Origin of the sequence: Enterococcus sp. AZ079, from assembly GCF_050547255.1 — a bacterium.
Classification (GTDB): domain Bacteria; phylum Bacillota; class Bacilli; order Lactobacillales; family Enterococcaceae; genus Enterococcus_D; species Enterococcus_D casseliflavus.
The window spans coordinates 977,180-1,000,608 of sequence record NZ_CP172955.1 but is presented as its reverse complement, the minus strand read 5'-3'; the positions used below and the strand labels follow the sequence as shown (position 1 = coordinate 1,000,608).

The window sequence follows — 23,429 nt, the reverse complement described above, 5'->3', positions numbered from 1 at the left end:
CTATCTTTCTAATAAGTCCTCCACGATCGACTGTACTTCTAAATCACCTGGCTCATGCGCCAAATAATGCTGCAGCAAATGAAGTGCTTCAGGCAAACGCCCTTCTTCACGTAAGAAAATGCCATATTCTTTCATAAATGCTGGCTCATGGTGCAAATCAGCATTGGCTTCTTCGTAATAGTTTGCTGCTTTGTCAAAATCTTCCAGCGCATTATACGCTTGCGCCAAATTCCAAAGGGCATGCGGCTGTTCATTGTCTTCCATTCGTTCGATGGTCCAGATCGCTTCTTGCCAACGCTCTTCATTCAAGTATAAATTACTTAAGGTCAGTAACGTATCATCTTCTTTGTCACCAGTCTCCAGTGCTTTCAGTAAAAATGATTCTGCTGCTTCACTGTCATGAAGTCGGTAAGCATTCTCGGCAGCAAAATGATAGAAATCCACTTGATATGGATCTTCATGAATCCCTTCTTCGATCACACGCTGCGCTTCTTCCAGCTGCTCTTCTTCTTGCAATGCTTCTGCAAGATAAAGATACAAGGCACGGTATTGCGGATTCATGACCCGCAACTGCTGCAAGTAGCGAATCGCTTGTTCATTTTCTTTTAGCTGCAAATAGACTAAAGCTGTTTGAAAGAGACGCTCATCGGTCTGTTCGTCTTCTAGGCTTGCTTCAAAATATTCCAATGCCTCTTCAAACTTGCCCGCCATACTCAATGATGTACCAGTCCGTTCAACGATCGAGATCCCCGAAATATCCGTGATTTCTTCTTCCAGCAATCCTTGATAAAGGTCAACGGCTTCTTGATAGCGATCAGTCGAAAAGGCTAACTCAGCTAAGGCAAACCGTATCAAAGGTTCATCTGGCACAATGCTTTGCGCTTCTTTTAGTTTGGCTTCACTAACTTCAGGGATACCGATCAATTGGTAAAGATCCGCACTCAATAGCAAGGCTTGCAAATACGCTTCACTGGTCGGTGGTATTTGATCAATATAGGCAAAAGCCGTTTCGATCTGGTCTTCTTCCATCGCAATTTCTGCTAAAGGAAGCAGCAAAGCTTCATTATCAGGATGTCGTTGCTGCAAGGTTTCAAACAACGTTTTCGCCTCTTCCAAAAAGCCGATCTGCAATAGTTCATCACCTAAAGCGCCTAATGTCTCATCATCATCTTTTTGCAGAGCTTCGGTAAAATTTAATTGTGCTTCAGCCAGTTCTTCCGCGGCTAATGCTTTTAACATTTTTTCACTATATGTTTCCATTTAAACCCCTCGAATCTCATTGATTAATCGCTGATAAGTCTCCATCGTCTGGACGAGATCTTTTTCCTCGATTTTCGTTCTGCCCCCTATTGTACCAACTTTTGCCAAAAATAACAGTTTTTTTTCTTTTTGCTGCAATTCCAGTACATGACTGAAATATTCGCTTAATGAAAAAGACTCGGGCAATTCGATAGGAAAACCCAATCGGGCAAGCCATTGGCAGAACACGGGCAGATCGACAGTCAATTGCTGCTGCTGGACGGTCCACATAAAATGAAACAAAAAGCCAAAGAATAATTTCATCGCATCAGACAACAAGTGCCCATTTTCCGTTCGATAAGCAGCATCGGCAAAGAGTTGGCCAAACTCTTCCAATTCGCTGCCTGATTGCTGGTATAGTTGGATCAACCGATCGGTATACGCAGCCAACGAATGTCTCATCAACGCCTGATGACTGGGATAGGTTCGATAAAGCTCTTTTAAAAACTCACTATCGGCAAGCACGCCACAACGAATCAGAGTCAAAAAATCGACCAATTTCCCATCGATCTGTTTTTCTGCGATCGTCTGATCGTAAATAACAAATTCGGGTGTATTAGGATTTTCCAGCATCGGGATATCTGGCTTTTTCACAACGATCGCTGTTTCTTTCACACTTTTAGCTAAGGCCCGCAAGGAAACGGGAATCAGCCAAAGCTGTGTCGTCAGAACCGACGTCGCGTGGATAAAACTGCTCAATGCCAACACGCCTTCATTCCCAAAACCGACGATCAACAGCGGCTCTTGTTTTGAAAAGCGACCGAAGAAATCCATTGCAGCTTTAAACTCGCTAAAGTTGTTGCAATACATTTGATTGGTACAAATATACCAATTGACCTCTCGTGGCAAAAACAGGCGGGTCAATTTTTCTGAAAAGCGGTCATAATAGCGCTGATTCGTCAAAATGATCACCTGCTGCGGCTCGATCGACTGTTCTCTCATGACCGATGCTAGTGTTTCACCATAAGAAATTTGGGTTTCTTGTTCATTTCGGAAAAAAACAGCTTCCATCGGCTCACTCCTTTGCTACTACTTTCTATTATAACAAGAAGCCGCTTAAACACCTACTAAATCGCTAATGATTAGGAAGTATTTTCCTGTGATTGGTTGAACGATCCGATAAAAAGCAAAAAACATGATTTCCTCTTCTTCCAAAGGAAAATCATGTTTTTTCTTAAACCAAAAGTGAGTAGAGTGATTGATTTTGCTGAAGGTTGATATAGTTTTGGTCAAACTGTTCAATTCGTGACAGTAATGCGGGGAGATCTTTTTTGTGTTTCAACAAGATTCCCAGCATTACTGGTCCTGTTCCACGATTGATTTTTTTTGTATATTCAAACCTAGTGATATCATCATCGGGACCTAATACATGGCTAACAAATTCCTTCAACGCACCGGGACGTTGTGGGAAATTGACGATAAAATAATGTTTCAATCCTTGATAGATCAGTGATTTCTCTTCGATCTCTGCCATACGGGAACTATCATTGTTACCACCACTCACAATACAGACGACTGTTTTGCCTTTGATTTGCTCTTTGATCAGATCCAAAGCTGCCACACTCAAGGCACCAGCTGGTTCAGCGACGATCGCTTGCTTGCTGTACAATTCCAGAATCGTTTGACAGATTGCGCCTTCTTCCACAGCTACCAATTGATCCACGTAGCGTTTGGCATGGGCATAGGTTTGAGCTCCGACTTGTTTGACCGCTGCACCATCCACAAAGGTTTCAATATGCTCCAGCGCCACTGGTCCTTGATGATCAAAGGCGGCTTGCATCGAGGCGGCCCCTACAGGTTCTGCTCCAACAACTTTTATCTTCGGTTGCTTTTCTTTCAAATAGGCTGCGGTTCCGCTGATCAAGCCGCCCCCGCCAATCGCTGCCACGACCAGATCGATCGTTACTTGTTTTTTTTCAGCATCCACCAGCATCTCCACAGCAACGGTTCCTTGTCCTGCGATAATATTAGGATCGTCAAAGGGAGCAATGAAGGCCATTTGCTGTTCTTTTGCAAAGTGTTTAGCCGCTTGGGCTGCCGCATCAAACGTATCTCCCACCAATTCGATTTTGACATAATCTCCACCGAAAAAGAGGACTTGCGCGATTTTTTGCTGTGGCGTCGTTGTCGGCATGAAAATAACCGCTCGGATCTGCTGTTCTTGACAGGTATAAGCAACACCTTGCGCATGGTTTCCGGCACTGGCACAGACGACGCCACGACGAGTCAGTTCAGGATCTGCCTGGGTGATCGCATAGTAGGCACCGCGTAATTTGAAGGAGCGGACTTTTTGCAAGTCCTCTCGCTTCAACAAGACCGTCGCTTGATACTTCTCAGATAAAAAGCGATCATACTGCAGCGGCGTATGACTAACTGCTCCCCGCAGTCGCTCGTAGGCTTGTTCGATTGCAGAAACTGTCACCAACAAACGCGTCCCTCCTAATCTTTCGCAACAAACGGCATCATTTTCCGTAACTCGCTGCCGACTTTTTCAATTTGATGATTGCCGTTTTCCTCACGCATTTTATGGAATTCAGGGAAGCCGTTTTGATTGTCTTCAATGAATCCTTTCGCAAATTGGCCGTTTTGGATGTCTGTCAATACGGCTTTCATGTTTTCTTTGGCTTGTGCAGTGATCACCCGAGCACCAGAAACGTAGTCACCATACTCAGCCGTATTCGAGATCGAATGGCGCATTTTTTTGAAGCCTCCTTCATAAATCAAGTCAACGATCAGTTTCAATTCATGACAAACTTCAAAATAAGCCAATTCCGGTTGGTACCCCGCTTCTACCAATGTTTCAAAGCCCGCTTCGATCATACTGGTCAAACCGCCACAAAGTACGGCTTGCTCACCGAAAAGATCGGTTTCGGTCTCTTCTTTAAAGGTCGTTTCCAAAACGCCGACCCTTGTGGCACCAATGCCTTTTGCATAGGATAAAGCCGTTGCTTGTGCGTTACCAGTCGCATCTTGATAAACTGCAAACAAGGCTGGTACCGCAAACCCTTCGGTAAAGGTTCGACGCACCAAATGACCTGGTCCTTTTGGCGCAACTAGAAAAACATCCACCTCTTTTGGTGGCGCGATCACATCAAAATGAATATTGAAACCATGAGCAAATGCTAATGCATTGCCCGCAGAAAGATTCGGTTCGATCTCATTTTTATACAACGATCCTTGGATCTCATCGGGTGCCAAGATCATGACTACATCCGCTTTTTGAACGGCTTCGGCTACTGGGAAAACCTCAAATCCATCGTTTCTTGCGGCTTCCGCTGATTTTCCTTCACGAATGCCGATAAAGACTTCATGACCTGTGTCCCGTAAATTTTGCGCATGAGCGTGCCCTTGAGAGCCGTAGCCGACGATCGCAATCTTCTTGTCTCCTAGATTATCTGTAACTTCCTCGTTGTAATATACTTTTACCATACTTGTTTCCTCCGAATTCTTTCTTTATTTTAAGCAATTCAAAATTGCACTTACCCTCTTGTAAAGCCAGTGACACCCGTCCGTGCCAATTGTTTGATGCCGTATGGACGTAAAACTTCGATGCATGCTTCTACCTTTTTCGTATCGCCGGCAACTTGCACAACGATCGTTTTCAGTGCCACATCGACAATGTGTGCTCGAAATGGATCGATCACTGCTTGGATCTCCGAACGGCTTGTGGTTGGCGCATTGACTTTGATCAGCACCAGCTCCCGTTCGATATGAGGAACTTCTGTAATATCAGAAACCTTCAAGACATCGATCTGCTTGTTCAAATGCTTAGTCACTTGTTCTGTTTCTGCCAAATCGTTCACGTTGACAATGATCGTCATTCGTGAAAATTCTGGCCGTTCCGTTGTGCCGACAGAGATACTCTCGATATTGACCTGCCGGCGGTTTAAGACACTCGTGATACGGCTCAAAACACCTGCTTCATTATGGACGATTGCTGCTAATACCCGTTTCATCCCCTTAGACCCCCATCATTTCATGATTGGCTTTCCCCGGTGGGATCATCGGTAGCACATGCTCAGATGGCGAGACCATTACTTCGATCAGCTGCGGCCCTGCTTGAGAAAAAGCTGCTGCCAATTGATCAGCCAGTTGCTCTGGGGCATCGATCCGACAGCCTTCAATGCCATAAGCCTGTGCCAGTTTGACAAAATCAGGCTGCTGCGCAAAAACGGAGGCAGAGCGCCGCTTGCCATGGAATGTTTCTTGCCATTGGCGAACCATTCCTAAAGAGCAGTTGTTCAATAACACAAATTTGACATTCAAGCCATACTCATTCAAAATCGCAAATTCTTGGTTCGTCATTTGAAATCCACCATCGCCAACGAACACCACGACCATTTTTTCTGGATGAGCAAATTGAACGCCGATTCCTGCAGGGATGCCATAGCCCATCGTCCCTAGTCCGCCACTGGTGATCAATTGTTTGGGAAAGCGAAAAGGATAATACTGCGCGACCCACATTTGATGCTGACCAACATCGGTGATGACGTAAGCCTCTCCTTTGGTCAAACGCCCTACTTCTTCGATGACTTTTTGTGGTTTGATTTCTTGTGTCTGAGTGCGATCATAGCGATAAGGTTTTTCCTTTTTCCGTTTTTGGCATAGATCCAACCAAGTCGTCCAGGTTCCTCTTGTTGGTGGGTACCGCAGCATTTGCTGCAAAGCAGCCTTGGCATCGCCGACGATTGGGATCTTTGTTTCTACGATCTTGCCGATCTCCACTGGGTCAATATCGATATGAGCAACGATGGCCTGCTTGCCGAACTGACTGCCGGCCGTTGCTAAGCGATCATCGAAGCGAGAGCCGATATTGATAATCAAATCGGCTTCTGATAAAGCCATGTTCGCCGCATAGGTGCCATGCATACCGCCCATGCCTAAGAAAAATTGATGATCACTTGGCAGTAAGCCTAAGCCAAGCAACGTTGTCACTGTCGGCAACTTGTACTTGGCAATAAATGCATTTAGTTCAGCCGCAGCTTCGGCAGCGATCACGCCTGCACCCGCCAATACCACTGGTCGCTGAGCTTTTTCCAAGACTTGCATCAGTTTTTCGATTTGCAGACGGGAAGGCTCTGCCGTTGGTTGATAGCTTTTCCTTGTGATTGGCAACGAGCAGGTTTCAGCGGTTTCTTGTAAGGTAATATCTTTCGGAAGGTCGATGACAACCGGTCCTTTTCGCCCTGTGGAAGCGATATGAAAGGCTTCAGCGATCACTTTTGGCAGCTCATCGACACAGCGGACTTGGTAGTTGTGCTTCGTGATCGGCAACGTGATACCCAGAATATCCGCCTCTTGGAAGGCATCTTTGCCAATTCCTGGTACCGCCACTTGTCCCGTGATAACTACCAATGGTACGGAATCACTTATAGCATCGGCAATGCCCGTGACGACATTTGTAGCACCTGGTCCGCTCGTCACTAAAACGACCCCAACATTGCCAGTAGCTTTGGCATAGCCTTCAGCGGCGTGGATCGCGCCTTGCTCGTGACGCGTCAAAATATTCGGAATCGCTGCATCATATAATTGATCATATAACGGCAGGACGGCGCCGCCCGGATAGCCAAAGATCATTTCGACGCCTTGCTCTTGTAAGCTGTCCACTAATACTTGTGCGCCAGTCCTTAGATGCGATGCTTGATACTCGATATTTTCCATTGCTACTCCTCCTCATCAGGTACTCGCATAATCCCGCCCGTATTGGCAGAAGTCACTAAAGCGGTATAACGTGCAAGCCATCCTTTTTTCACTTTTGAACGAAACTTCGGTCGTTCTTGCGCGCGCTCGGCAAGCTCTTCATCGGATACTTGCAGATTCAGCGTTCGATTTGGTAAATCTATAATGATTTCATCGCCATCGTTGACAAGGCCTAATGGACCCCCTGCAGCGGCTTCTGGCGAAATATGGCCCACGGCGATTCCTCGGGTCGCTCCTGAAAAGCGGCCATCGGTGATCAAGGCGACATCTTTGCCTAACCCACGTCCAACGATACTTGAGGTAGGCGCCAACATTTCTGGCATACCTGGTCCTCCTTTTGGTCCCTCATAGCGGATCACTACAACATGTCCTTTTTGTACGGTATGATTGTCGATGGCAGCAACTGCTTCATCATGTGAATCAAAACAGATCGCTTTGCCTTTGAACACTTGGACACTTGGATCGACCCCACCGACCTTGATGACACTGCCTTCTGGGGCGATATTACCGTACAAGATCGATAGACCACCCACAGGACTATACGGGTTTTCTTTGGGATGAATAACTTCTTCGTTGTGGATCTTCGCTTCAGCGACATTTTCTCGTAACGTCTTGCCTGTGACAGTCGGTCGATCAGGATGAATCGCTCCCTCGATATCACAAAGCTCCCTTATGATTGCCGAAACGCCGCCAGCTTCATGAACATCGTGCATCGAATAGGCTGATGATGGCGCGATTTTTGAGAGATAAGGCACTCTTTTAGCGATTTCATTGACCCGTCTTAAGTCATAATCGATCTCAGCTTCATTGGCGATCGCTAAGGTATGCAGCACTGTGTTGGTGGAACCCCCCATCGCCATGTCTAAAGCGAAGGCATCATCAATAGCTTCTTTGGTCACGATGTCTCGAGGTTTCACTTGTTTTTCAACAAGATCCATCAACTTAAAGGCGGCTTGTCTAACTAGTTCTCGTCGTTCTTCAGACACGGCAAGAATCGTACCATTGCCTGGCATTGCCAATCCTAAGATCTCTAAGAGACAGTTCATTGAATTGGCAGTAAACATCCCTGCACAGGAACCGCAAGTCGGACAGGCATTTTGCTCCATAAATTCAAAGTCTTCTTTCGTCATGTTGCCAGTCTTGTAAGTCCCCACGGCTTCAAACATGGAAGACAAGGTTATCTGGTGGCCCCGTGGATCAATACCGGCTTTCATCGGACCGCCAGAACAAAAGATCCCCGGTACGTTCGTCCGCATCGCTGCTAAAATCATGCCAGGAGTGATCTTGTCGCAATTCGGGATATAAAATACGCCGTCAAACCAGTGAGCATTGATCACGGTTTCTGCGGAATCAGCGATCAATTCTCGGCTGGGTAGCGAATAACGCATGCCAATATGGCCCATCGCAATGCCATCATCCACACCGATCGTATTGAACTCAAAAGGGATGCCGCCAGCTTCACGAATCGCTTCCTTAGCGATATCTGCTAACTCCCGTAAATGCACATGTCCAGGCACAATATCGATATAGGAATTACATATCGCAATAAATGGCTTGTTCATGTCATGGATATTTTTTACTTGTCCTGTGGCATAGAGCAGACTCCTAGCTGGCGCTGCATCGATCCCTTTTTTAATCTGATCACTTCTCACACTCATCATCTCCTGCATTTTGGAATAAAAAAAAGCATCCCGGTTATAAAAAACTGGGATGCTTTGCCAGAATCCCATTTTACTTACGCAAATAGGACTCAAACAAACGGATAATTTTTGCTTCCGTGTTCTAAGTCCTGGTATCAATAATAATGACTAATAAATATTGATTAAAATTGCGCATAGAAAATGGCTCCTTCATTAGAAATAGTAACGTTCTTGTAATTGTTTACCAATATACCCTTTGCAAAAACACTTGTCAACGAATTTTCTGAATTTTTTTTCAATAATGACAATTTCAAGGAACCCTTCCTCACATTAGATGTCATTTAATCGCTTGCTTCTTTTGATAAAAATGACTTTTAAATCACCTTTATTCTTGCTTGAGAATTTAGGGTGTGCCCGCAACCCTTGTTTTTTTTAGATCAAAAGAAAAACAAAAAATATTTTTGAATTTTCTGACAATAATAACCGTTTCTTTTCCCATTCGATCCGCCTGCATGGTGGCAGTTCCTAGTTAGACAAAAGAAAAAACCCTTGATTACTCAAGGGTTTCTACAAGACTCAATTATTTCACTGCGTCTTTAAGAGCTTTACCTGGTTTGAATGCAGGTACTTTGCTAGCAGGGATCTTGATTTCTTCACCAGTTTGTGGGTTGCGTCCTTTGCGTTCTGCACGAGAACGAACTTCAAAGTTACCAAAGCCGATCAATTGAACTTTTTCACCGTTAGCTAAAGCGTCTTGAATTGTTGAGAATACAGCGTCTACTGCTGCAGTTGCGTCTTTCTTAGTTAAGTCAGTAGCTGCTGCAACTTTTTCGATTAATTCTGCTTTATTTGCCATGGATGGTTTCACCTCCTGATATTTTTTTTGATGTCATGCATCAACAAAAATCTTGAGTGGTCCAAGGTTTTTGTCAAATATTGATTACCATCAATATTCTGATATAACGTTATCATAAGAACCTTGTAATATCAAGGATTTTAACGTTTTTAGGGGGTTTTTTTTTTGGTTTTTTCCCATTTTTCTAGAAAAGGACAGATTTCTTTGTAAAAAGAAACAAAGTATGATAAAATCTCTATTTTCTTCTGCGAGGAATGATCCGAATCGGCGTTCCTTCAAAAGTGAATGCCTTGCGGATTTGATTTTCTAAGAAACGTGCATAAGAGAAATGCATCAGTTCTTCTTCGTTGACAAAAATAACAAAAGTTGGCGGTTTGACAGCTACTTGCGTCGCATAAAAAATCTTCAAACGTTTGCCTTTGTCTGTTGGGGTTGGGTTGATCGCCACAGCGTCCATAATGACGTCATTCAACAACGCAGATGGAATACGCATGTTTTGATTCATGCTGACTTCTTCAATCAATTGCGGCAGCTTATTCAAGCGCTGTTTCGTCACTGCGGAAACAAAAATGATTGGCGCGTAATCCAAATATTGGAATTCATCTCTGATTTCTTCTTCAAAATCACGCATCGTATTCGTTTCTTTTTTCAATGTATCCCATTTATTGACAACAATAATGATTCCACGGCCTGCTTCATGGGCATAGCCAGCGATCCGTTTGTCTTGCTCGCGAATCCCTTCTTCGGCGTTCAAGACCATCAAGACGACGTCTGAGCGTTCAATGGCCCGCATCGCCCGCATCACACTGTATTTTTCAGTAGACTCGTAGACCTTCCCTTTTTTACGCATCCCTGCCGTATCAATCATGGTAAATTCTTGACCGCTTTCGCTGGTAAAATGGGTATCGATCGCATCACGAGTCGTTCCTTCGATATCAGAAACGATCACTCGCTCTTCCCCAAGAATTGCATTGATCAAAGAGGATTTACCGACATTTGGTCGACCAATCAAACTAAACTTGATGATGGAATCATCTTCTTCTTCTTCTGCTTCATTGGTGAAGTGTTTGACAGCTTCATCAAGGACATCCCCGATCCCTAATCCATGACTTCCTGAGATTGGGTATGGATCGCCTAGACCCAAACCATAAAATTCATAGATGTCGGTACGCATCTCGGGATTATCAACTTTGTTGACGGCTAAAATCACGGGTTTATTGCTTTTGTACAGCAAACGAGCCACAAGCTCATCAGCATCGGTTACTCCTTCACGAGCACTCGTAATAAAAACAATGACATCTGCTTCATCGATGGCGATTTCTGCTTGATGCTTGATTTGATCCATAAACGGCTCATCACTTAAATCGATCCCACCTGTATCGATCACGCTAAACTCACGGCCTAGCCATTCACCAGTGGCATAAATACGATCTCTGGTCACTCCTGGAGTATCCTCAACGATCGAAATTCGTTCTCCAGCTATCCGGTTGAAAATGGTCGATTTCCCCACATTCGGACGTCCAACGATCGCTATTGTTGGATTTGACATTTTTTACCCTCCATTTAAAAAAGCAGTCCTTGTACGCTGCTTCTTGTATTCAATCTTACTTAGTTTACCTAAAGCCATGGAAAGTTGCAAGCTTTCCTGACAAACAAAAAACCAGCTTATAACAAATTCAAACATCGAATCGTTATAAGCTGATGGCATACAATTACTCTTCGTCGCTGTCTTTTAAGGCATCGCCTAAGATATCACCCATAGTAAAACCAGTTGATTCTTCTGGCAATTGATAATCATCCTCTGAAACCTCTTGTGTTTCATTGGTGTTTTCGGCTTTTTCTAATGCTTTGATACTTAATGCGATTCGGTGTTCTGAAGGGTTCACTTCAAGCACTTTCACTTGCACTTCATCACCTTCTTGTAAGACTTCATGTGGTGTCGCAATGTGTTTATGGGAGATTTGTGAAATATGGATCAGCCCTTCAACACCTGGGAAGACTTCCACAAACGCACCGAAGCTTGTCAAGCGTTTAACAGTCCCCGTCAAGACACTGCCAACAGCCGCTTGCTCTTCAATATTGGTCCAAGGTCCAGGCAATGTGTCTTTGATCGAAAGTGACACACGTTCTTTGTCTGCATCAACAGATAAGATACGCACATTGACGGTATCGCCAACAGATAAAACATCACTCGGTTTGCCAACATGTCCATGAGAAATTTCAGAGACATGGACAAGTCCATCGATGCCGCCAAGGTCTACGAAGGCACCAAAGTCGGTCAAACGCGCTACTTTTCCTTCTACTTCTTGTCCTTCATATAAATCAGCTAATAAAGCTTCTTTTTGTTTTGCTTTTTCTGCTTCGACAACTGCTTTATGAGAAAGGATCAAACGGTTTTCTGAAGGCTCGATCTCAACGATTTTGAAGGTCAATGTTTTCCCTTTGTAATCTTCGAAATCCGCAACAAAATGGTCTTCGACCATTGATGCTGGGACAAACCCACGAACACCTACATCAACCACTAACCCGCCCTTAACGACGTTGGTGACTGGTGCTTCAATGATTTTTCCTTCTTGGAAATCTTTTTCGATATCTTCCCAAACTTTTTTCGCGTCTAAGCGACGTTTAGAAAGGAGATAGCTGCCGTTTTCTTTGTCTTTACCAATTGCTGAAATCACAACCAATTCTAAGACATCCCCAACTTTGACTGCTTCGTTGATGTCTTCAACAGGTAAAGTTGATAATTCTTTTGCAGGAACAACGCCTTCAACGCCGGCGCCTTCGATCCCTACGATCGCTTGTTTATCCTCAATGGCCAATACCTCACCTTTAACGATATCTCCAACTTTTACTTCTTGGAAATTGTCTAAAGCGGCTTCCATTGATTCATTTCCACTCTCAACCTGATTATTTTCAAATTCTGTCATCTCTCATGTCCTCCTAACCAACAATTCTGCAATAATTGCACTACATCTTTTAGTTTAAAATAGAATGAAAAAAAAATAAAGCGATTTCTCTTATTTTCCTAAAAAACTACGGTTTTTTCGTTAAAAAAGTCTTTTCACCTCTGTTTTCTTACTCACTTTCATCTTTTGGTTTCGAAAAATAAAAAAACAATGGGGAACACCCATTGTTTTTGTTAATCAATTTTTTCTTTGATGGTTTTTTTGATTGCTTCGACGACTTGCTCGATCGTTAAACCAGACGTATCGATTCGAACCGCATCCTCCGCTTGTTTCAAAGGGGAGACTTCTCTGTGAGAATCCAGATAATCTCTTTGCTGGATCTCTTCTTTCAACGTCTCATAATCGGTTTTGATCCCTTTTTGCTGATTTTCTTTAAAACGGCGCTGTGCGCGTTCTTCCACACTTGCTACCAGAAAAATTTTGACTTCTGCTTGTGGTAAAACCGCCGTACCAATATCGCGGCCATCCATCACGACACCGCCATCTTTAGCGATCATCTGCTGTTGTTGGACGAGTTTTTCGCGGATCGCAGGGTATGCCGACACCTTCGAAACTGCGTTGGTTACTTCTGGCTGACGGATCGCTTCTGTGACTTGCTCTCCTCCCGCAAAGACCTCTTGACCGTGTTCAGTCGGTTCAAAAGTGATGGGGTATTGATCGATCAAAGCAGCGATCGCCGCTTCATCTTCAAGTGAACAGCCCGTTTTTAAAGCTAAATACGTGATGCTTCGATACATGGCACCGGTATCCGTATAAATAAATCCCAGGTCATTCGCGATGATTTTTGCCACTGTGCTTTTCCCAGATGACGCAGGACCATCAATAGCGATGTTGATTTTTTTCATTTTTCTTACTCCTCGTTTCCCAACGATGTGTATTCCTTCATCGTTTCTGCTTATCGTCCACCTTGGCTTCTCTCTTTCAAGAAAAAAAACCGCCAAAGCGGTTTTTTATTTAACTCTTAACGTGTCGCCAGGGTAAAGCATGTAGTTGTTCGGATCAATCCCATTTAATTGATATAGGGTTTCAACTGAGATACCTGTACGAGCTGCCACTTGTTCAGGACCTTCACCTGCTTGCACAGTGGTATACTGTTCATTACCAGCAGCGCCTTGCCCTTGGTTATTTTGGGTAGTATCTTGTCCAGCATTGTTTTGTTCTTGTGCCGGCTCACTGCTTGAAGGTGTTGATGAAGCTGGCGCAGAAAAACTGCTAGAAGAACTTGATTCACTTGTTGACGAACTCGTTTCACTTGTCGATTCCGTAGTGGATGATTCCGTCGTTGATGATTCGGTTGTTGAAGACTCTGTCGTACTTTCTACAGTACTGCTCGAACTTGCTGTGGTTGGGGCATCATTGTTATGGTTCAATACCCAAATACCGGCACCAACCGGAATTGCCACGATCAAGAAAAGCAAAACTAAAACGATCGTCAAAAAGAGTGAATTCCCACGCTTTTGTTTTCTTTGTTGGGATCTTGATGCAGAATCATCGTATTCTGTATCATAGATTGGTTGTTCCCACGGTTCTTGATTTTCTGAATTGTAGTCATTGTCTTTCTTGCTCACTCGTATTCCCTCCTAGTTTCCTTCCGATGTATTATACCATAGGTAAATAAAAACTGTCCTACAAAATACGATTCAATTTATATCTTTAAAAATTTTTATTAAACGTTCCTGCCAATGATGGGCTTCCTTTTTCTCGGGCAGCTGTTCTTCACCCGCTATTTCGATCCCGTCATTGTCGCAACAATAAGGATTCTCCTGGGCTTCCTCTCCGAAATGCGCCAGTAAAAATTGTCGGCGACAACCTGTAAAATGAATATAAGCCAACATTTTCTGTAATTGTTCTTGTTTTTGCTGTTCATTGCGTTTTAATGTTTCCAGCCAAAAGGAAGTTCCCAACTCTTTCATTTTTTGCTGCCACTTTTCTTGCAACGGTGTCAAGGGTTCTTTCCTCTTCTCCTGAACCATTCGTTCTAAAGCAAGGCGTTCTTCTTTGTTTTCTCGCTGAAAGAAGTAATGGATCTGCTCATCATGTTCCTGATAAAGCAAAATCGCATTGCTTTGTTTGCCGTCACGACCAGCTCGCCCGATTTCTTGACTGTAATTCTCTAATGAATCAGGTAGATCATAATGGATCACAAAGCGAATATCTTCCTTATTGATCCCCATCCCAAACGCATTGGTAGCAACGAGTAATTTTAATTTATTCTGAGAAAACTGCTGCTGCAACGTTTTTCTTTGATCACTCGCGAGACCACCATGATAATAGCCTACCAAATAGCGCTGACGCAGTTTGTTATAGACTTCTTCGACTTTGCTTCTTGTGGAACAGTAGATGATCCCAGCCCCGCCTAAGCGGCTGAGATAGTCTGCTAATGCCGCATCTTTGTCTGTCGTTTGCTCTACGAACAAGCCGATATTGCTGCGGTTCATCGAATAACGGTAGACATTGGCGTTCTTTGCTAATAATACTTGCCGTATGTCTGCTTCCACTTGTGCTGTTGCTGTAGCCGTCAATGCTAACGTAACGGGTGCCTTCAAGCGTTTCTTTACTTCACCAAGCTGCAAGTACTCTGGTCGAAAATCAATGCCCCATTGCGAAACACAATGGGCTTCATCCACCACGAGCATGGCGATCTTAACCTGTTCCAATTGATGCAAAACAGCTTCTTGTACGATCATTTCTGGACTTAAAAACAAAAACTTGTACTTCTGCAAATGCTGCATCACATACTGGCGATCAGCAAGGTCCAATTGACTATTAAACGCAATCGCGCGTTTTTCCCCTTGCTTTTGTAAGCCGTAGACTTGATCTTCCATCAAAGAGACTAACGGCGAGATAATGATCACGATCCCGTCTACTAGGTACCCTGGCAGCTGATAGCACAGACTTTTGCCATTCCCAGTAGGCAGAATCGCTAACGTATCTTGCTGTGCTAAAACACTTTCGATGACTTCTTTTTGTCCTTGGCGGAATGTTTTGAAACCAAAATACTGATTCAGTGCATCTTCTAACATCGAATCCCCCGCTTCTGAGCAATCTGTAACAAACGAATCGTCAAAAAATCAGTCGTAAGAAGCGCCTGTAATTCTTGATAGCTATTTTTCCAAGAAGCTTCTGGCAGCTTTTTCAACAACGCTGTATCAAAGCGCTGAAAAGGAAACGTTGGATCAAGCAATGCCCACTCAATCAAATGATCATTAACAGTTCCTCGTTTGATCCTTCTTTTTTCCATAATCTGCTCGACAGAATCGCCTCGCAAAAACAATGATCGGCTTTCCACCATGCTTTGGTTTAAATTTCTCTTTAGAAAAGGCGACAATCCTCGAAACAGGATCGTCAGGGGCGTTTTTTCGATCAAGGTTAAAAATTGATGGATCGAAGCTCCTACATAAAGAGTGTCCCAAGGCTTACTTTGAACATTTTCTGGTAAAAGCTGAAAAAACGCCTGCCCTAGAATATCTGGACCCGATAAGGTGCCCGCTAAAAAATCTGCCACTTCTGCGGGAAGCTGGTCAAAAATTGCTGATAGCTCTTGATACAGGCACTTTTTGATGTCAGGATCGTGACGGATCAGCTGACGGACAGGTTCTGTATAGAGTGGCGTGTTTTCAACGGGAATATACTGATTGGTCACGCCTTGATACGCAGCTGCTTGAACCAGCAGCCGAACAAAACGCCAAGCCTCCTCCGTCGTTCGTCCATAACGAAAGTAATTCGCATACCGCAACAATCGTTCACCTGGCTGCTGGCTGTTTATAGCGGTCGTTTTGAGCAGCAGACCATCTGAATCTCGACTTAGAGCCCCTCGTTGGATCAAGTCCGCGAGCGTCTGTTGATACGCTTTCTCATTGAACTGGGGCAACGCTTGAAAGAGACCTAAGCGATCATAAAAAAAGGCATAACTCAAGACAGAGCTAGTACGCTTACCAATGAGAATTTGATAAAGTGTCGATGGGCGCAGCTTGTCAGTATCAGAAAACAGCGCTAAAATAAAAGAATCCATATTTCCCCTCCAGAAAGGACTAAAAAATGTCACAACGCTGTAAAATTATTCCTCAGCGCTGCATTGCTTGTGGCCTATGTGCGATCTATGCCCCCGAGATCTTCGATTATGATGAAGACGGGATCGTTTTATTTGCCCAAGAACCGAATGCTCGGCAACAGTTTATCATAGAAGATCAACAAGAAAAAGTCAAAACTGCTTATCGCAAATGCCCTACCCGTGCGATTATCATGGAAAAATAAAAAAAGCCGACTTGCCATTGACAGACCTTTCGTCTGCAACAGCAAGTCGGCTCATTTTTTTATTTTCCTATAGCAGAATGATGGGGCTGCTTACGAGCCAACCATGGCAGCAGTTTGGCGTGAAGTGCTAAAAAGACGGCACTGACGATTGCGCCTTTGACCAAATTGAAAGGTAAGATCCCGATCGCCACATATTGCGGCAAAGACATTCCTAAAAATTGATCGGCTGTGACCCCGAAAAAGCGCAGGTAAAGCGGTGTGATCACAAATAGGTTCGCCACACTCATAAAAATCGTTACCGACAAGATACCGCTGATGACACCAACCATTTTGTTTTTGGTGTGAATACCTTTGCGGAAAAAGTAGTACATTGGCAAAGTAAAGGCACATGATGCTAAAAAGCTTGCCGTATCCCCCACCATATCAGCAGGTGAAAAACCAGATAAGAACAAATGCAGCACCGAACGAATGAAAGCAGTCAATACCCCGCTCCAAGGACCAAATAAAAACATCATGATCATCACGGGAATATCACTAAAATCGATCTTTAAAAAGCTGAATGCTGGGAAAATCGGAAAAGCGATAAATTGCAAAATTGTTCCCATAGCAGCACACATGGCGATCGTCACCATTTTTCTTGTTTTGTTGTTCATCAGTATAAATCCTCCTAAGTTCAGGATTCCTCTTCAAACGAACCTATTAAATTTCCTCGGCTTTCTTGTCGGCGCCAGACAAAAAATGCCCTCTTTTTTCCACAGGGAAAAAAGAGGGCATTCGAAATAGCCATAAGCAAATCAAATACGCTCTATCTTCTTTATCCAGACTGTACTGTCGGTATCGGAATTTCACCGATTCAGCTATTTCCGAAGAAATAGGTCGTGGACTATAACCACCGGTCGGGAATTGCACCCTGCCCCTGAAGACGAACCTTTATTCTATTTATTACATGTTCTATTATACACAAAATCTAAAAATTAACAATAGTTACGTTTTCAGATACTTTTCAATTATTTTGCACTGTTTTTCAGCTGGCTGACTTCCTTCTTCGTCAGCTCTCGGTATTCCCCTGGACGAAGACCTTTCAAATCTAACGGACCATAATTTTCCCGTTTTAATTTTTGCACAGGCAAACCAACTGCTTTTAACATATTTTTGACTTGATGGTTGCGTCCTTCGTGGATCGTCAATTGCACAATACTAGATTGCGTCGTTTGGTCTGTCGACAAGATCTCAAAGCGAGCAGGTGCCGTCTTACGGCCTTCGATCCGAATCCCTTTTGTCAATGGGAGCAGCTGCTTTTTATCCGCAATCCCTTTGACTTTGGCAACGTACACTTTGTCGACTTCGTGTTTCGGATGCATCAGTGTCTGTGACAATTCCCCATCATTTGTCAGCAATAACAAACCAGAGGTATCATAGTCCAAGCGCCCGACGGGATACACCCGTTCAGGGACTTCAGCAAAATAATCCAAAACGACTTTGCGTTTTTTATCATCCGTTACAGCTGAGATCACGCCACGAGGTTTGTAGAATAGATAATAGACGTGTTGTTCTTGTTCGATCGGTACACCATCGACTTCAACGACATCTTTTGAGCTAACTTGGACCCCTAATTCTTTGATCACTTGCCCGTTGACGCGCACTCGGCCTTCGGTTATCAATCCTTCAGCTTTTCTTCTTGAGGTGATGCCAGCATGGGCAATCACTTTTTGCAAACGTTCCATCTTCATTCTCCTTCTGTTTCTGCTTGTTTGTAGCGGTCGTAAAAAAGATCAAACGGTGCATCTTCTTCAAGTTCATCTTCCATGGATTGGATATCGGGTAATTCAGCCAAACTTTTTAAGCCAAAATAATCCATAAAGTATTCCGTCGTACCATATAGGATCGCTCGTCCTGGTCCGTCAACGCGGCCTTTTTCTTCAATCAGTCGTTTTGCCACCAATTTTTGAACCGAACCGCTGGATTGGACGCCGCGGATCTCTTCTACTTCCATCCGAGTGATCGGTTGCTTGTAAGCAATGATCGACAACGTTTCTAAAGCGGCCTGAGACAACGAGCTGCCCATCGGTGATTCAGCATATTTCTTCAATAAAGGGGCAAATTGTTTCTTGGTGGTCAAAATGAAATGATTGCCCACTTCAAGAATATGCAACGCAGTATGTTCATTTTCTTCATATTGCTGATTTAGTTCCTGCAAATGCTGATAGACACTGGCAGTATTGCTTTTGACTAAGTAACTCAATTCTTCAAGTCCGATCCCCTCATCACCGACGACGAATAAGATCGCTTCTAATTCACTATATTTACTCATCTTCTTTACCTGTTGGATAGAGCAGAATCGACGCATAATTGTCTGTTTGCTCTACTCGAATCGTTCCTTTTTTCATTAATTCTAATAGTGCCATAAAAGTTACCACAACTTCTGTTTTATTGTAGGTCGTAAAAAACGAATCAAAGCTGCGGCCTTTTTTGGCACTGACATGCTGCATCTCCAGCTGAATCGCCGCCATCTTTTCATCGATGGTGCTTTCATCAGGAGAAATTTTGGTTTCTAGCACTTGGCGATTTTTCTTTTTCTCGATCATTTTTTGAAAAGCCAAAAAGAGATCGATCGTATTGAATTGATTGGCTCTTAACTGATCTTCTTCCTCTTTGTATTCATCGACATCCATCGGATCTTTCGTATAATACAAACTGCGCTCTTCCGCTTTTTCGGAAAGCTGTTCGGCTGCATACTTAAATTTGCGGTATTCTAGCAGCTGTGCCACCAGCATATCCCGTGGATCTTCTTCGTACTCTTCCACTTCAGCAATCAGCTCTTGTTTCGGTAACAGCATCTGGCTTTTGATCGCCATCAGAGTTGCCGCCATGACTAAATATTCACCAGCGACTTCTAATTCTAAAATTTTCATGGCATGGATATACTGCATGTATTGTTCGGTGATGGTTGCAACTGGAATGTCATAAACATCGATTTCCAGTTTTTTGATCAAATGAAGCAGCAAATCCAACGGTCCTTCAAAGACAGCTAATTTTATTTTGATTTCTTCCATTCCATCCTCGATTTCTAGGCGCGCGGAAAGTGCTGCTTGTACACTTCCGTCATCCGTTTCTTCGTTATATGCGTGTAAATCTGAGTGGTCGAGATATCTGCGTGTCCTAACAGCTCTTGAACCGTTCGCAGATCTGCGCCGTTTTCTAATAGATGAGTCGCAAAACTATGGCGCAGCGTATGGGGAGTCACATTTTTGGTGATCCCAGCTTGTCGAACCAAGGCTTTTAAATTTTTCCAGATTCCTTGACGAGACAGCTGCCTGCCATGGTTGTTTACAAACAGGTGGCTTTCATCCGGTGTTTTTCTCGTCAAATACGGACGTGCATCGCTGAGATATGTTTCGATCCATTGAATCGCTAAATCCCCTAGTGGGACGATCCGTTCTTTGTCGCCTTTCCCGGTTGTTTGCAACAAGCCCATACTTAAATGCAAATCATTCAATTTCAAACCGATCAACTCGCTGACGCGCAAGCCTGTCGCATACATCACTTCCAAAATCGCTCGATCACGAATACCCAACACCGCTCGAGTATCTGGTGTTTCGATCAAGCGCTCCACTTCCTGCAAACTCAAAGTATCAGGTAGCTTCTGCTGTTTTTTCGGCGAATCAATATGCTGCATCGGATCATGATCTGTCAACCGTTCTTGACGCAAATATTGATGGAATCTTCGCAAACTGGAAACCATCCGAATCACGGTTGCCGAGGATTTTCCCGCCTCTTGCAGACTTTGCAAAAAAGACAAAACGATCACTCGGTCGATCTGTTGCCACTGCGTCACTTGTTTTTTTTGTAAAAATGCAAGATACTGTTGCAGATCCCGCTGGTAGCTGGCACGGGTATTTTGGGATAGCCCGCGCTCAATGGTCAAATAATGAAGATAATCAATAATTTGTTCGTTCATGGGGCTTCCTCTACTTTCAGCTTTTTTATCATATCAAATTCTGGCTCGTTTAGATAGTAGCTTGCCAACAAAAAAGAGGCATCTACCCGTATCTTTTGCCAAAGGAAACACCCGAATCATAGCAGATTTTTTGGTTTCTTTCAAATCGGAAAAAATAGCTCTCTTCCTATTGAAACCATCTGACTATCATTCGGGTGATAAAAAAATCTTTTCAAATTGCCCAGCTACAGACACTAGGCTTTGTTTTGGCATTTTTGGCAGACACCATGAAATGTCAACCGATGATCCTTCACTAAAAAATGGTACTTTTGTTCGACGATCTCTTCGACACTGCCCAACAGATCCTCTTCAACCTCTTCGATATTGCCGCATTCCAAACACAACAAATGATGATGGAAATGTTTGGCGCCTTCTTTACGTAGGTCATAACGAGCGACACCGTCATTAAAGCTGACTTTATCGACGATTTTCAAATCCGTCAAAATCTCCAATGTTCGATAGACGGTTGCTAAGCCAATCTCAGAATTTTTTTTGCGCACAAAGAAGAAAATCTCTTCGGCGGATAAATGATCTTTCTCATTTTCTAATAAGACCAACAACGTCGCTTCTCGCTGAGGAGTTAATTTGAACCCCGACTCGTGCAATTGTTTCTTGGTCTTTTTTAACGCTGCTGTTGTGTTCATAGTTGCCTCCGTATGCCGCTAATTTATAACGATTCTAATTTGAGTGAGAATCACCCAAGACAAACATTGTAATCATTATAAATTAGAACAGCAAAAGAAACAAGTATTCTCAATTAGGTTTTTTAACAAGAATCGTAAAGCCGTCTTTTTGCTCAACCAAACGCTGTTTCATCAAGGTTCCTAACGCCCGTTTAAATTGGCCTTTACTAATACCAAATGTTTGTAAAATCTCTTCTGGTGCTGATTTATCGGTGAAAGGAATTTTATTTTCTGGTGCTCGTTCTAAAAAGGTTAGGACCATGGCGGCATCATTTGAAATCGCCTCGTGGGCTCTTGGTTTCAACGAAAGGTTCAAGACGCCATCTGGACGAACCCCAATCACTCGTCCTTTGACAACTTCCCCAAGACGCGGCTCTTGATAGCGCTCTGATGGGTGGACAAAGCCAATATAAAAATCATCCGTCAACAAGTAGGTTCCCGCTAGTTTTAAGCGATACACGGTACCTGTAACATCTTGATTCTTCATCTGTTCCGTACCATTCTTACTCAGTGCCTTGAAGATTTTCTCATCTGCTAACGAAGCCCATATACGCTCTTTGTCGTCGACGCGCAAGCTGACCATCAAACGATCGCCTTTTTTGGGCCAAAGTTCCCGCATTGTTGGCAATTCATCTAATGAAACCACCATGTCCTTGTCTTTTAAACCGATATCGACGAAAACGCCTAAGTCGCGACGGCTTCCTGTGACTGTACCAAAGGCATAATGCCCTTTGCGGCTTTTCGGAATATTCGTAGTGAGTACATTTTCTTGCTTTTGGTTTTGATAGCCAAACCCTTCGACGGCTTCACCTAAATGATGTTCGCCTTCTTCCTTGGCTAGTCGGAAGGTAACCCCGCCTTTTTGAACAAAATAATTCTGTTCATTTTCATCAATGATCAATCCGCTAAATACGGATGCTAATAAGTCTTTCATCTATTCTCTCCTTCTTCATAAAAACTGCCCGTTGCTAGAAAAAGAAACGCAGCAGTGCCATAGCAATAACGCCTGTGATAACGATCTTCATCAAATCTTTTGTATAATACCCCACCAACAATGCTGGGATACAGGCAACAGTTTCTTTGACTTTCAAGATGGGAAATTGCCCTTCTCGAAAGATCAGCAAATTTTGAACCAACAATGCCGCCAAAATACACAACGGCAAGTAACTCAAAAAGATGGTGAAAGGTTTCGGAAATACGAGCTTTTTAGAAAATAAAAAAGGAACGATCCGCGGAATCCAAGTAACCAACCCACATGCTAGCATTAGTATAACAAAATTAGTCATGATGTGTCACCGTCCCAACCAAACATCCTGCCAAGGTCGCAGCAATTACCGCGATCTCAGCAGTAGAAAAACGCATAAATAAAATCAATGTCCCCACAACTGCCCCGAGTACGAAGAGCGTTTGCTGGGTTTTCTTCTTGAGGGGTCGCTCTACTTGAAATAAAAAAAGACCAACAAACATGGCTACCAAGGCAAAATCTAAGCCTAACGCTTCTGGATCTGGAATAAACGAGCCTAATAGTCCGCCCAAAAAGGTTGCGAAGATCCAACTCAAATACGCCATCACGTTCAACCCATGGGTCCATTTCGCTGTGACTGGTTTGTCTTGTTGCAGTGCCGTCGTCAAAACGCCATAGGACTCATCAGTCAAAAGCGTCCCAATCCCAATAGCAGAAAGCAAAGGAGTCTTTTTAAAATAGGAAGCCACTGATAAGCTCATTAAGAAATGTCGTAAATTCACTAAAAAGACGGTTGCGACGATCGTCATGAAAGGTGCTTGAATCGCGAGTAATGCACAAATAATAAATTGAGCACTGCCTGCATAGACAATAATAGACATTAAAATAATTTCAAGAATCGACAACCCAACACCTTTTCCTACGACCCCCATCGCAAAACCAATCCCTAAGTACCCAAGAATCGTTGGTACACAAGCAATGACCCCATCTTCAAAGCGATCATATCTTTCTATTTTCTGCACAAAAAAACCTCCCTGTTTGAACGATTATCTTTCATCATATCGAAAACA

General features: G+C 43.5%; 24 protein-coding genes and 1 riboswitch. Of the genes, 1 reads left to right on the top strand and 23 read right to left on the bottom strand.

What is annotated here, in order from left to right; genetic code table 11:
* The 14 genes from IGJ15_RS04935 to IGJ15_RS04870 form a co-directional block, all read right to left on the bottom strand.
* The gene (locus IGJ15_RS04935) at positions 1-1,260 is read right to left on the bottom strand and encodes a tetratricopeptide repeat protein (protein WP_060792286.1); all 1,260 of its coding nucleotides are present in this window, start codon (positions 1,258-1,260) and stop codon (positions 1-3) included.
* Complete coding sequence (locus IGJ15_RS04930; protein ID WP_005229354.1) at positions 1,261-2,310, bottom strand: hypothetical protein; 1,050 nt, start codon at positions 2,308-2,310, stop codon at positions 1,261-1,263. It abuts the gene before it with no gap.
* A gap of 163 nt (positions 2,311-2,473) precedes the next feature.
* Positions 2,474-3,727 (bottom strand): threonine ammonia-lyase IlvA, encoded by a 1,254-nt coding sequence (gene ilvA, locus IGJ15_RS04925; RefSeq protein WP_231473486.1) that lies wholly within the window; start codon positions 3,725-3,727, stop codon positions 2,474-2,476.
* A gap of 11 nt (positions 3,728-3,738) precedes the next feature.
* Positions 3,739-4,728 carry a ketol-acid reductoisomerase gene (ilvC, locus tag IGJ15_RS04920; RefSeq protein ID WP_005229350.1) on the bottom strand — a complete coding sequence of 330 codons (990 nt, stop codon included), beginning with the start codon at positions 4,726-4,728 and terminating at the stop codon, positions 3,739-3,741.
* 50 nt (positions 4,729-4,778) lie between these two features.
* Positions 4,779-5,255, bottom strand: coding sequence for an acetolactate synthase small subunit (gene ilvN, locus IGJ15_RS04915; protein ID WP_005229349.1), 477 nt, complete (start codon positions 5,253-5,255; stop codon positions 4,779-4,781).
* A 4-nt stretch (positions 5,256-5,259) separates the two neighbouring features.
* Positions 5,260-6,960 carry a biosynthetic-type acetolactate synthase large subunit gene (gene ilvB, locus IGJ15_RS04910; protein WP_430599319.1) on the bottom strand — a complete coding sequence of 567 codons (1,701 nt, stop codon included), beginning with the start codon at positions 6,958-6,960 and terminating at the stop codon, positions 5,260-5,262.
* Between the two features lie 2 nt (positions 6,961-6,962).
* Positions 6,963-8,651 carry a dihydroxy-acid dehydratase gene (ilvD, locus tag IGJ15_RS04905; protein WP_010749291.1) on the bottom strand — a complete coding sequence of 563 codons (1,689 nt, stop codon included), beginning with the start codon at positions 8,649-8,651 and terminating at the stop codon, positions 6,963-6,965.
* A 568-nt stretch (positions 8,652-9,219) separates the two neighbouring features.
* A complete protein-coding gene (locus tag IGJ15_RS04900) occupies positions 9,220-9,495 on the bottom strand; it encodes an HU family DNA-binding protein (RefSeq protein ID WP_003126821.1) in 276 nt (91 codons plus the stop codon).
* 235 nt (positions 9,496-9,730) lie between these two features.
* On the bottom strand, positions 9,731-11,044 hold the full coding sequence (der, locus tag IGJ15_RS04895) for a ribosome biogenesis GTPase Der (RefSeq protein WP_128488657.1): 1,314 nt from the start codon (positions 11,042-11,044) through the stop codon (positions 9,731-9,733).
* A 163-nt stretch (positions 11,045-11,207) separates the two neighbouring features.
* Positions 11,208-12,422, bottom strand: a complete 1,215-nt coding sequence (gene rpsA / locus IGJ15_RS04890; RefSeq protein WP_005229333.1) for a 30S ribosomal protein S1 — start codon at positions 12,420-12,422, stop codon at positions 11,208-11,210.
* A 212-nt stretch (positions 12,423-12,634) separates the two neighbouring features.
* A complete protein-coding gene (cmk, locus tag IGJ15_RS04885) occupies positions 12,635-13,306 on the bottom strand; it encodes a (d)CMP kinase (RefSeq protein ID WP_010749236.1) in 672 nt (223 codons plus the stop codon).
* Between the two features lie 105 nt (positions 13,307-13,411).
* Positions 13,412-14,029 carry a LysM peptidoglycan-binding domain-containing protein gene (locus IGJ15_RS04880; protein WP_010749235.1) on the bottom strand — a complete coding sequence of 206 codons (618 nt, stop codon included), beginning with the start codon at positions 14,027-14,029 and terminating at the stop codon, positions 13,412-13,414.
* 72 nt (positions 14,030-14,101) lie between these two features.
* A complete protein-coding gene (locus IGJ15_RS04875) occupies positions 14,102-15,484 on the bottom strand; it encodes a RecQ family ATP-dependent DNA helicase (protein WP_010749234.1) in 1,383 nt (460 codons plus the stop codon).
* Entirely contained in the window at positions 15,478-16,473 is a 996-nt protein-coding gene (locus tag IGJ15_RS04870) for a helix-turn-helix domain-containing protein (RefSeq protein ID WP_194194029.1), read from the bottom strand. Before IGJ15_RS04870 ends, IGJ15_RS04875 begins: the two co-directional genes overlap by 7 nt.
* Before the next feature lie 26 nt (positions 16,474-16,499).
* On the opposite strand from IGJ15_RS04870, the gene IGJ15_RS04865 reads away from it, so the two are divergent.
* On the top strand, positions 16,500-16,715 hold the full coding sequence (locus tag IGJ15_RS04865; RefSeq protein WP_231435153.1) for a ferredoxin: 216 nt from the start codon (positions 16,500-16,502) through the stop codon (positions 16,713-16,715).
* A gap of 59 nt (positions 16,716-16,774) precedes the next feature.
* Here the strand turns inward: IGJ15_RS04865 and IGJ15_RS04860 are convergent, their stop codons facing one another.
* From IGJ15_RS04860 to IGJ15_RS04820, 9 genes are all read right to left on the bottom strand, one after another.
* Positions 16,775-17,368, bottom strand: a complete 594-nt coding sequence (locus tag IGJ15_RS04860) for an ECF transporter S component (protein WP_010749232.1) — start codon at positions 17,366-17,368, stop codon at positions 16,775-16,777.
* A gap of 150 nt (positions 17,369-17,518) precedes the next feature.
* Positions 17,519-17,643: riboswitch (FMN riboswitch) on the bottom strand.
* A gap of 79 nt (positions 17,644-17,722) precedes the next feature.
* Positions 17,723-18,439, bottom strand: coding sequence for a pseudouridine synthase (locus tag IGJ15_RS04855; RefSeq protein WP_010749231.1), 717 nt, complete (start codon positions 18,437-18,439; stop codon positions 17,723-17,725).
* 2 nt (positions 18,440-18,441) lie between these two features.
* A complete protein-coding gene (gene scpB / locus IGJ15_RS04850) occupies positions 18,442-19,026 on the bottom strand; it encodes an SMC-Scp complex subunit ScpB (protein ID WP_005229316.1) in 585 nt (194 codons plus the stop codon).
* On the bottom strand, positions 19,019-19,768 hold the full coding sequence (locus IGJ15_RS04845; RefSeq protein ID WP_005229314.1) for a segregation/condensation protein A: 750 nt from the start codon (positions 19,766-19,768) through the stop codon (positions 19,019-19,021). The genes scpB and IGJ15_RS04845 overlap by 8 nt, the downstream gene beginning before the upstream one ends.
* Positions 19,769-19,782: 14 nt before the next feature.
* Complete coding sequence (gene xerD / locus IGJ15_RS04840; RefSeq protein ID WP_128488653.1) at positions 19,783-20,673, bottom strand: site-specific tyrosine recombinase XerD; 891 nt, start codon at positions 20,671-20,673, stop codon at positions 19,783-19,785.
* Positions 20,674-20,906: 233 nt separating this feature from the next.
* The gene (locus tag IGJ15_RS04835; RefSeq protein WP_010749227.1) at positions 20,907-21,356 is read right to left on the bottom strand and encodes a Fur family transcriptional regulator; all 450 of its coding nucleotides are present in this window, start codon (positions 21,354-21,356) and stop codon (positions 20,907-20,909) included.
* Positions 21,357-21,465: 109 nt separating this feature from the next.
* Complete coding sequence (locus IGJ15_RS04830; protein WP_231435154.1) at positions 21,466-22,329, bottom strand: CvfB family protein; 864 nt, start codon at positions 22,327-22,329, stop codon at positions 21,466-21,468.
* A 34-nt stretch (positions 22,330-22,363) separates the two neighbouring features.
* Positions 22,364-22,681 carry an AzlD domain-containing protein gene (locus IGJ15_RS04825; protein ID WP_010749225.1) on the bottom strand — a complete coding sequence of 106 codons (318 nt, stop codon included), beginning with the start codon at positions 22,679-22,681 and terminating at the stop codon, positions 22,364-22,366.
* A complete protein-coding gene (locus IGJ15_RS04820; RefSeq protein ID WP_231435155.1) occupies positions 22,674-23,381 on the bottom strand; it encodes an AzlC family ABC transporter permease in 708 nt (235 codons plus the stop codon). Before IGJ15_RS04820 ends, IGJ15_RS04825 begins: the two co-directional genes overlap by 8 nt.
* Positions 23,382-23,429: the final 48 nt, after the last annotated feature.

What these genes read in the sequence shown, in the direction of transcription:
- IGJ15_RS04875 (WP_010749234.1), bottom strand. Translation starts at nt 15,484, where the DNA reads ATGTTAGAAGATGCACTGAATCAGTATTTTGGTTTCAAAACATTCCGC.
- IGJ15_RS04830 (WP_231435154.1), bottom strand. Translation starts at nt 22,329, where the DNA reads ATGAAAGACTTATTAGCATCCGTATTTAGCGGATTGATCATTGATGAA.
- IGJ15_RS04870 (WP_194194029.1), bottom strand. Translation starts at nt 16,473, where the DNA reads ATGGATTCTTTTATTTTAGCGCTGTTTTCTGATACTGACAAGCTGCGC.
- IGJ15_RS04935 (WP_060792286.1), bottom strand. Translation starts at nt 1,260, where the DNA reads ATGGAAACATATAGTGAAAAAATGTTAAAAGCATTAGCCGCGGAAGAA.
- rpsA (WP_005229333.1), bottom strand. Translation starts at nt 12,422, where the DNA reads ATGACAGAATTTGAAAATAATCAGGTTGAGAGTGGAAATGAATCAATG.
- xerD (WP_128488653.1), bottom strand. Translation starts at nt 20,673, where the DNA reads ATGAACGAACAAATTATTGATTATCTTCATTATTTGACCATTGAGCGC.
- IGJ15_RS04860 (WP_010749232.1), bottom strand. Translation starts at nt 17,368, where the DNA reads ATGAACAACAAAACAAGAAAAATGGTGACGATCGCCATGTGTGCTGCT.
- ilvN (WP_005229349.1), bottom strand. Translation starts at nt 5,255, where the DNA reads ATGAAACGGGTATTAGCAGCAATCGTCCATAATGAAGCAGGTGTTTTG.
- ilvC (WP_005229350.1), bottom strand. Translation starts at nt 4,728, where the DNA reads ATGGTAAAAGTATATTACAACGAGGAAGTTACAGATAATCTAGGAGAC.
- IGJ15_RS04855 (WP_010749231.1), bottom strand. Translation starts at nt 18,439, where the DNA reads ATGGAACGTTTGCAAAAAGTGATTGCCCATGCTGGCATCACCTCAAGA.
- IGJ15_RS04865 (WP_231435153.1), top strand. Translation starts at nt 16,500, where the DNA reads ATGTCACAACGCTGTAAAATTATTCCTCAGCGCTGCATTGCTTGTGGC.
- IGJ15_RS04835 (WP_010749227.1), bottom strand. Translation starts at nt 21,356, where the DNA reads ATGAACACAACAGCAGCGTTAAAAAAGACCAAGAAACAATTGCACGAG.
- ilvB (WP_430599319.1), bottom strand. Translation starts at nt 6,960, where the DNA reads ATGGAAAATATCGAGTATCAAGCATCGCATCTAAGGACTGGCGCACAA.
- der (WP_128488657.1), bottom strand. Translation starts at nt 11,044, where the DNA reads ATGTCAAATCCAACAATAGCGATCGTTGGACGTCCGAATGTGGGGAAA.
- cmk (WP_010749236.1), bottom strand. Translation starts at nt 13,306, where the DNA reads ATGAAAAAAATCAACATCGCTATTGATGGTCCTGCGTCATCTGGGAAA.
- IGJ15_RS04930 (WP_005229354.1), bottom strand. Translation starts at nt 2,310, where the DNA reads ATGGAAGCTGTTTTTTTCCGAAATGAACAAGAAACCCAAATTTCTTAT.
- IGJ15_RS04845 (WP_005229314.1), bottom strand. Translation starts at nt 19,768, where the DNA reads ATGGAAGAAATCAAAATAAAATTAGCTGTCTTTGAAGGACCGTTGGAT.
- IGJ15_RS04825 (WP_010749225.1), bottom strand. Translation starts at nt 22,681, where the DNA reads ATGACTAATTTTGTTATACTAATGCTAGCATGTGGGTTGGTTACTTGG.
- IGJ15_RS04900 (WP_003126821.1), bottom strand. Translation starts at nt 9,495, where the DNA reads ATGGCAAATAAAGCAGAATTAATCGAAAAAGTTGCAGCAGCTACTGAC.
- scpB (WP_005229316.1), bottom strand. Translation starts at nt 19,026, where the DNA reads ATGAGTAAATATAGTGAATTAGAAGCGATCTTATTCGTCGTCGGTGAT.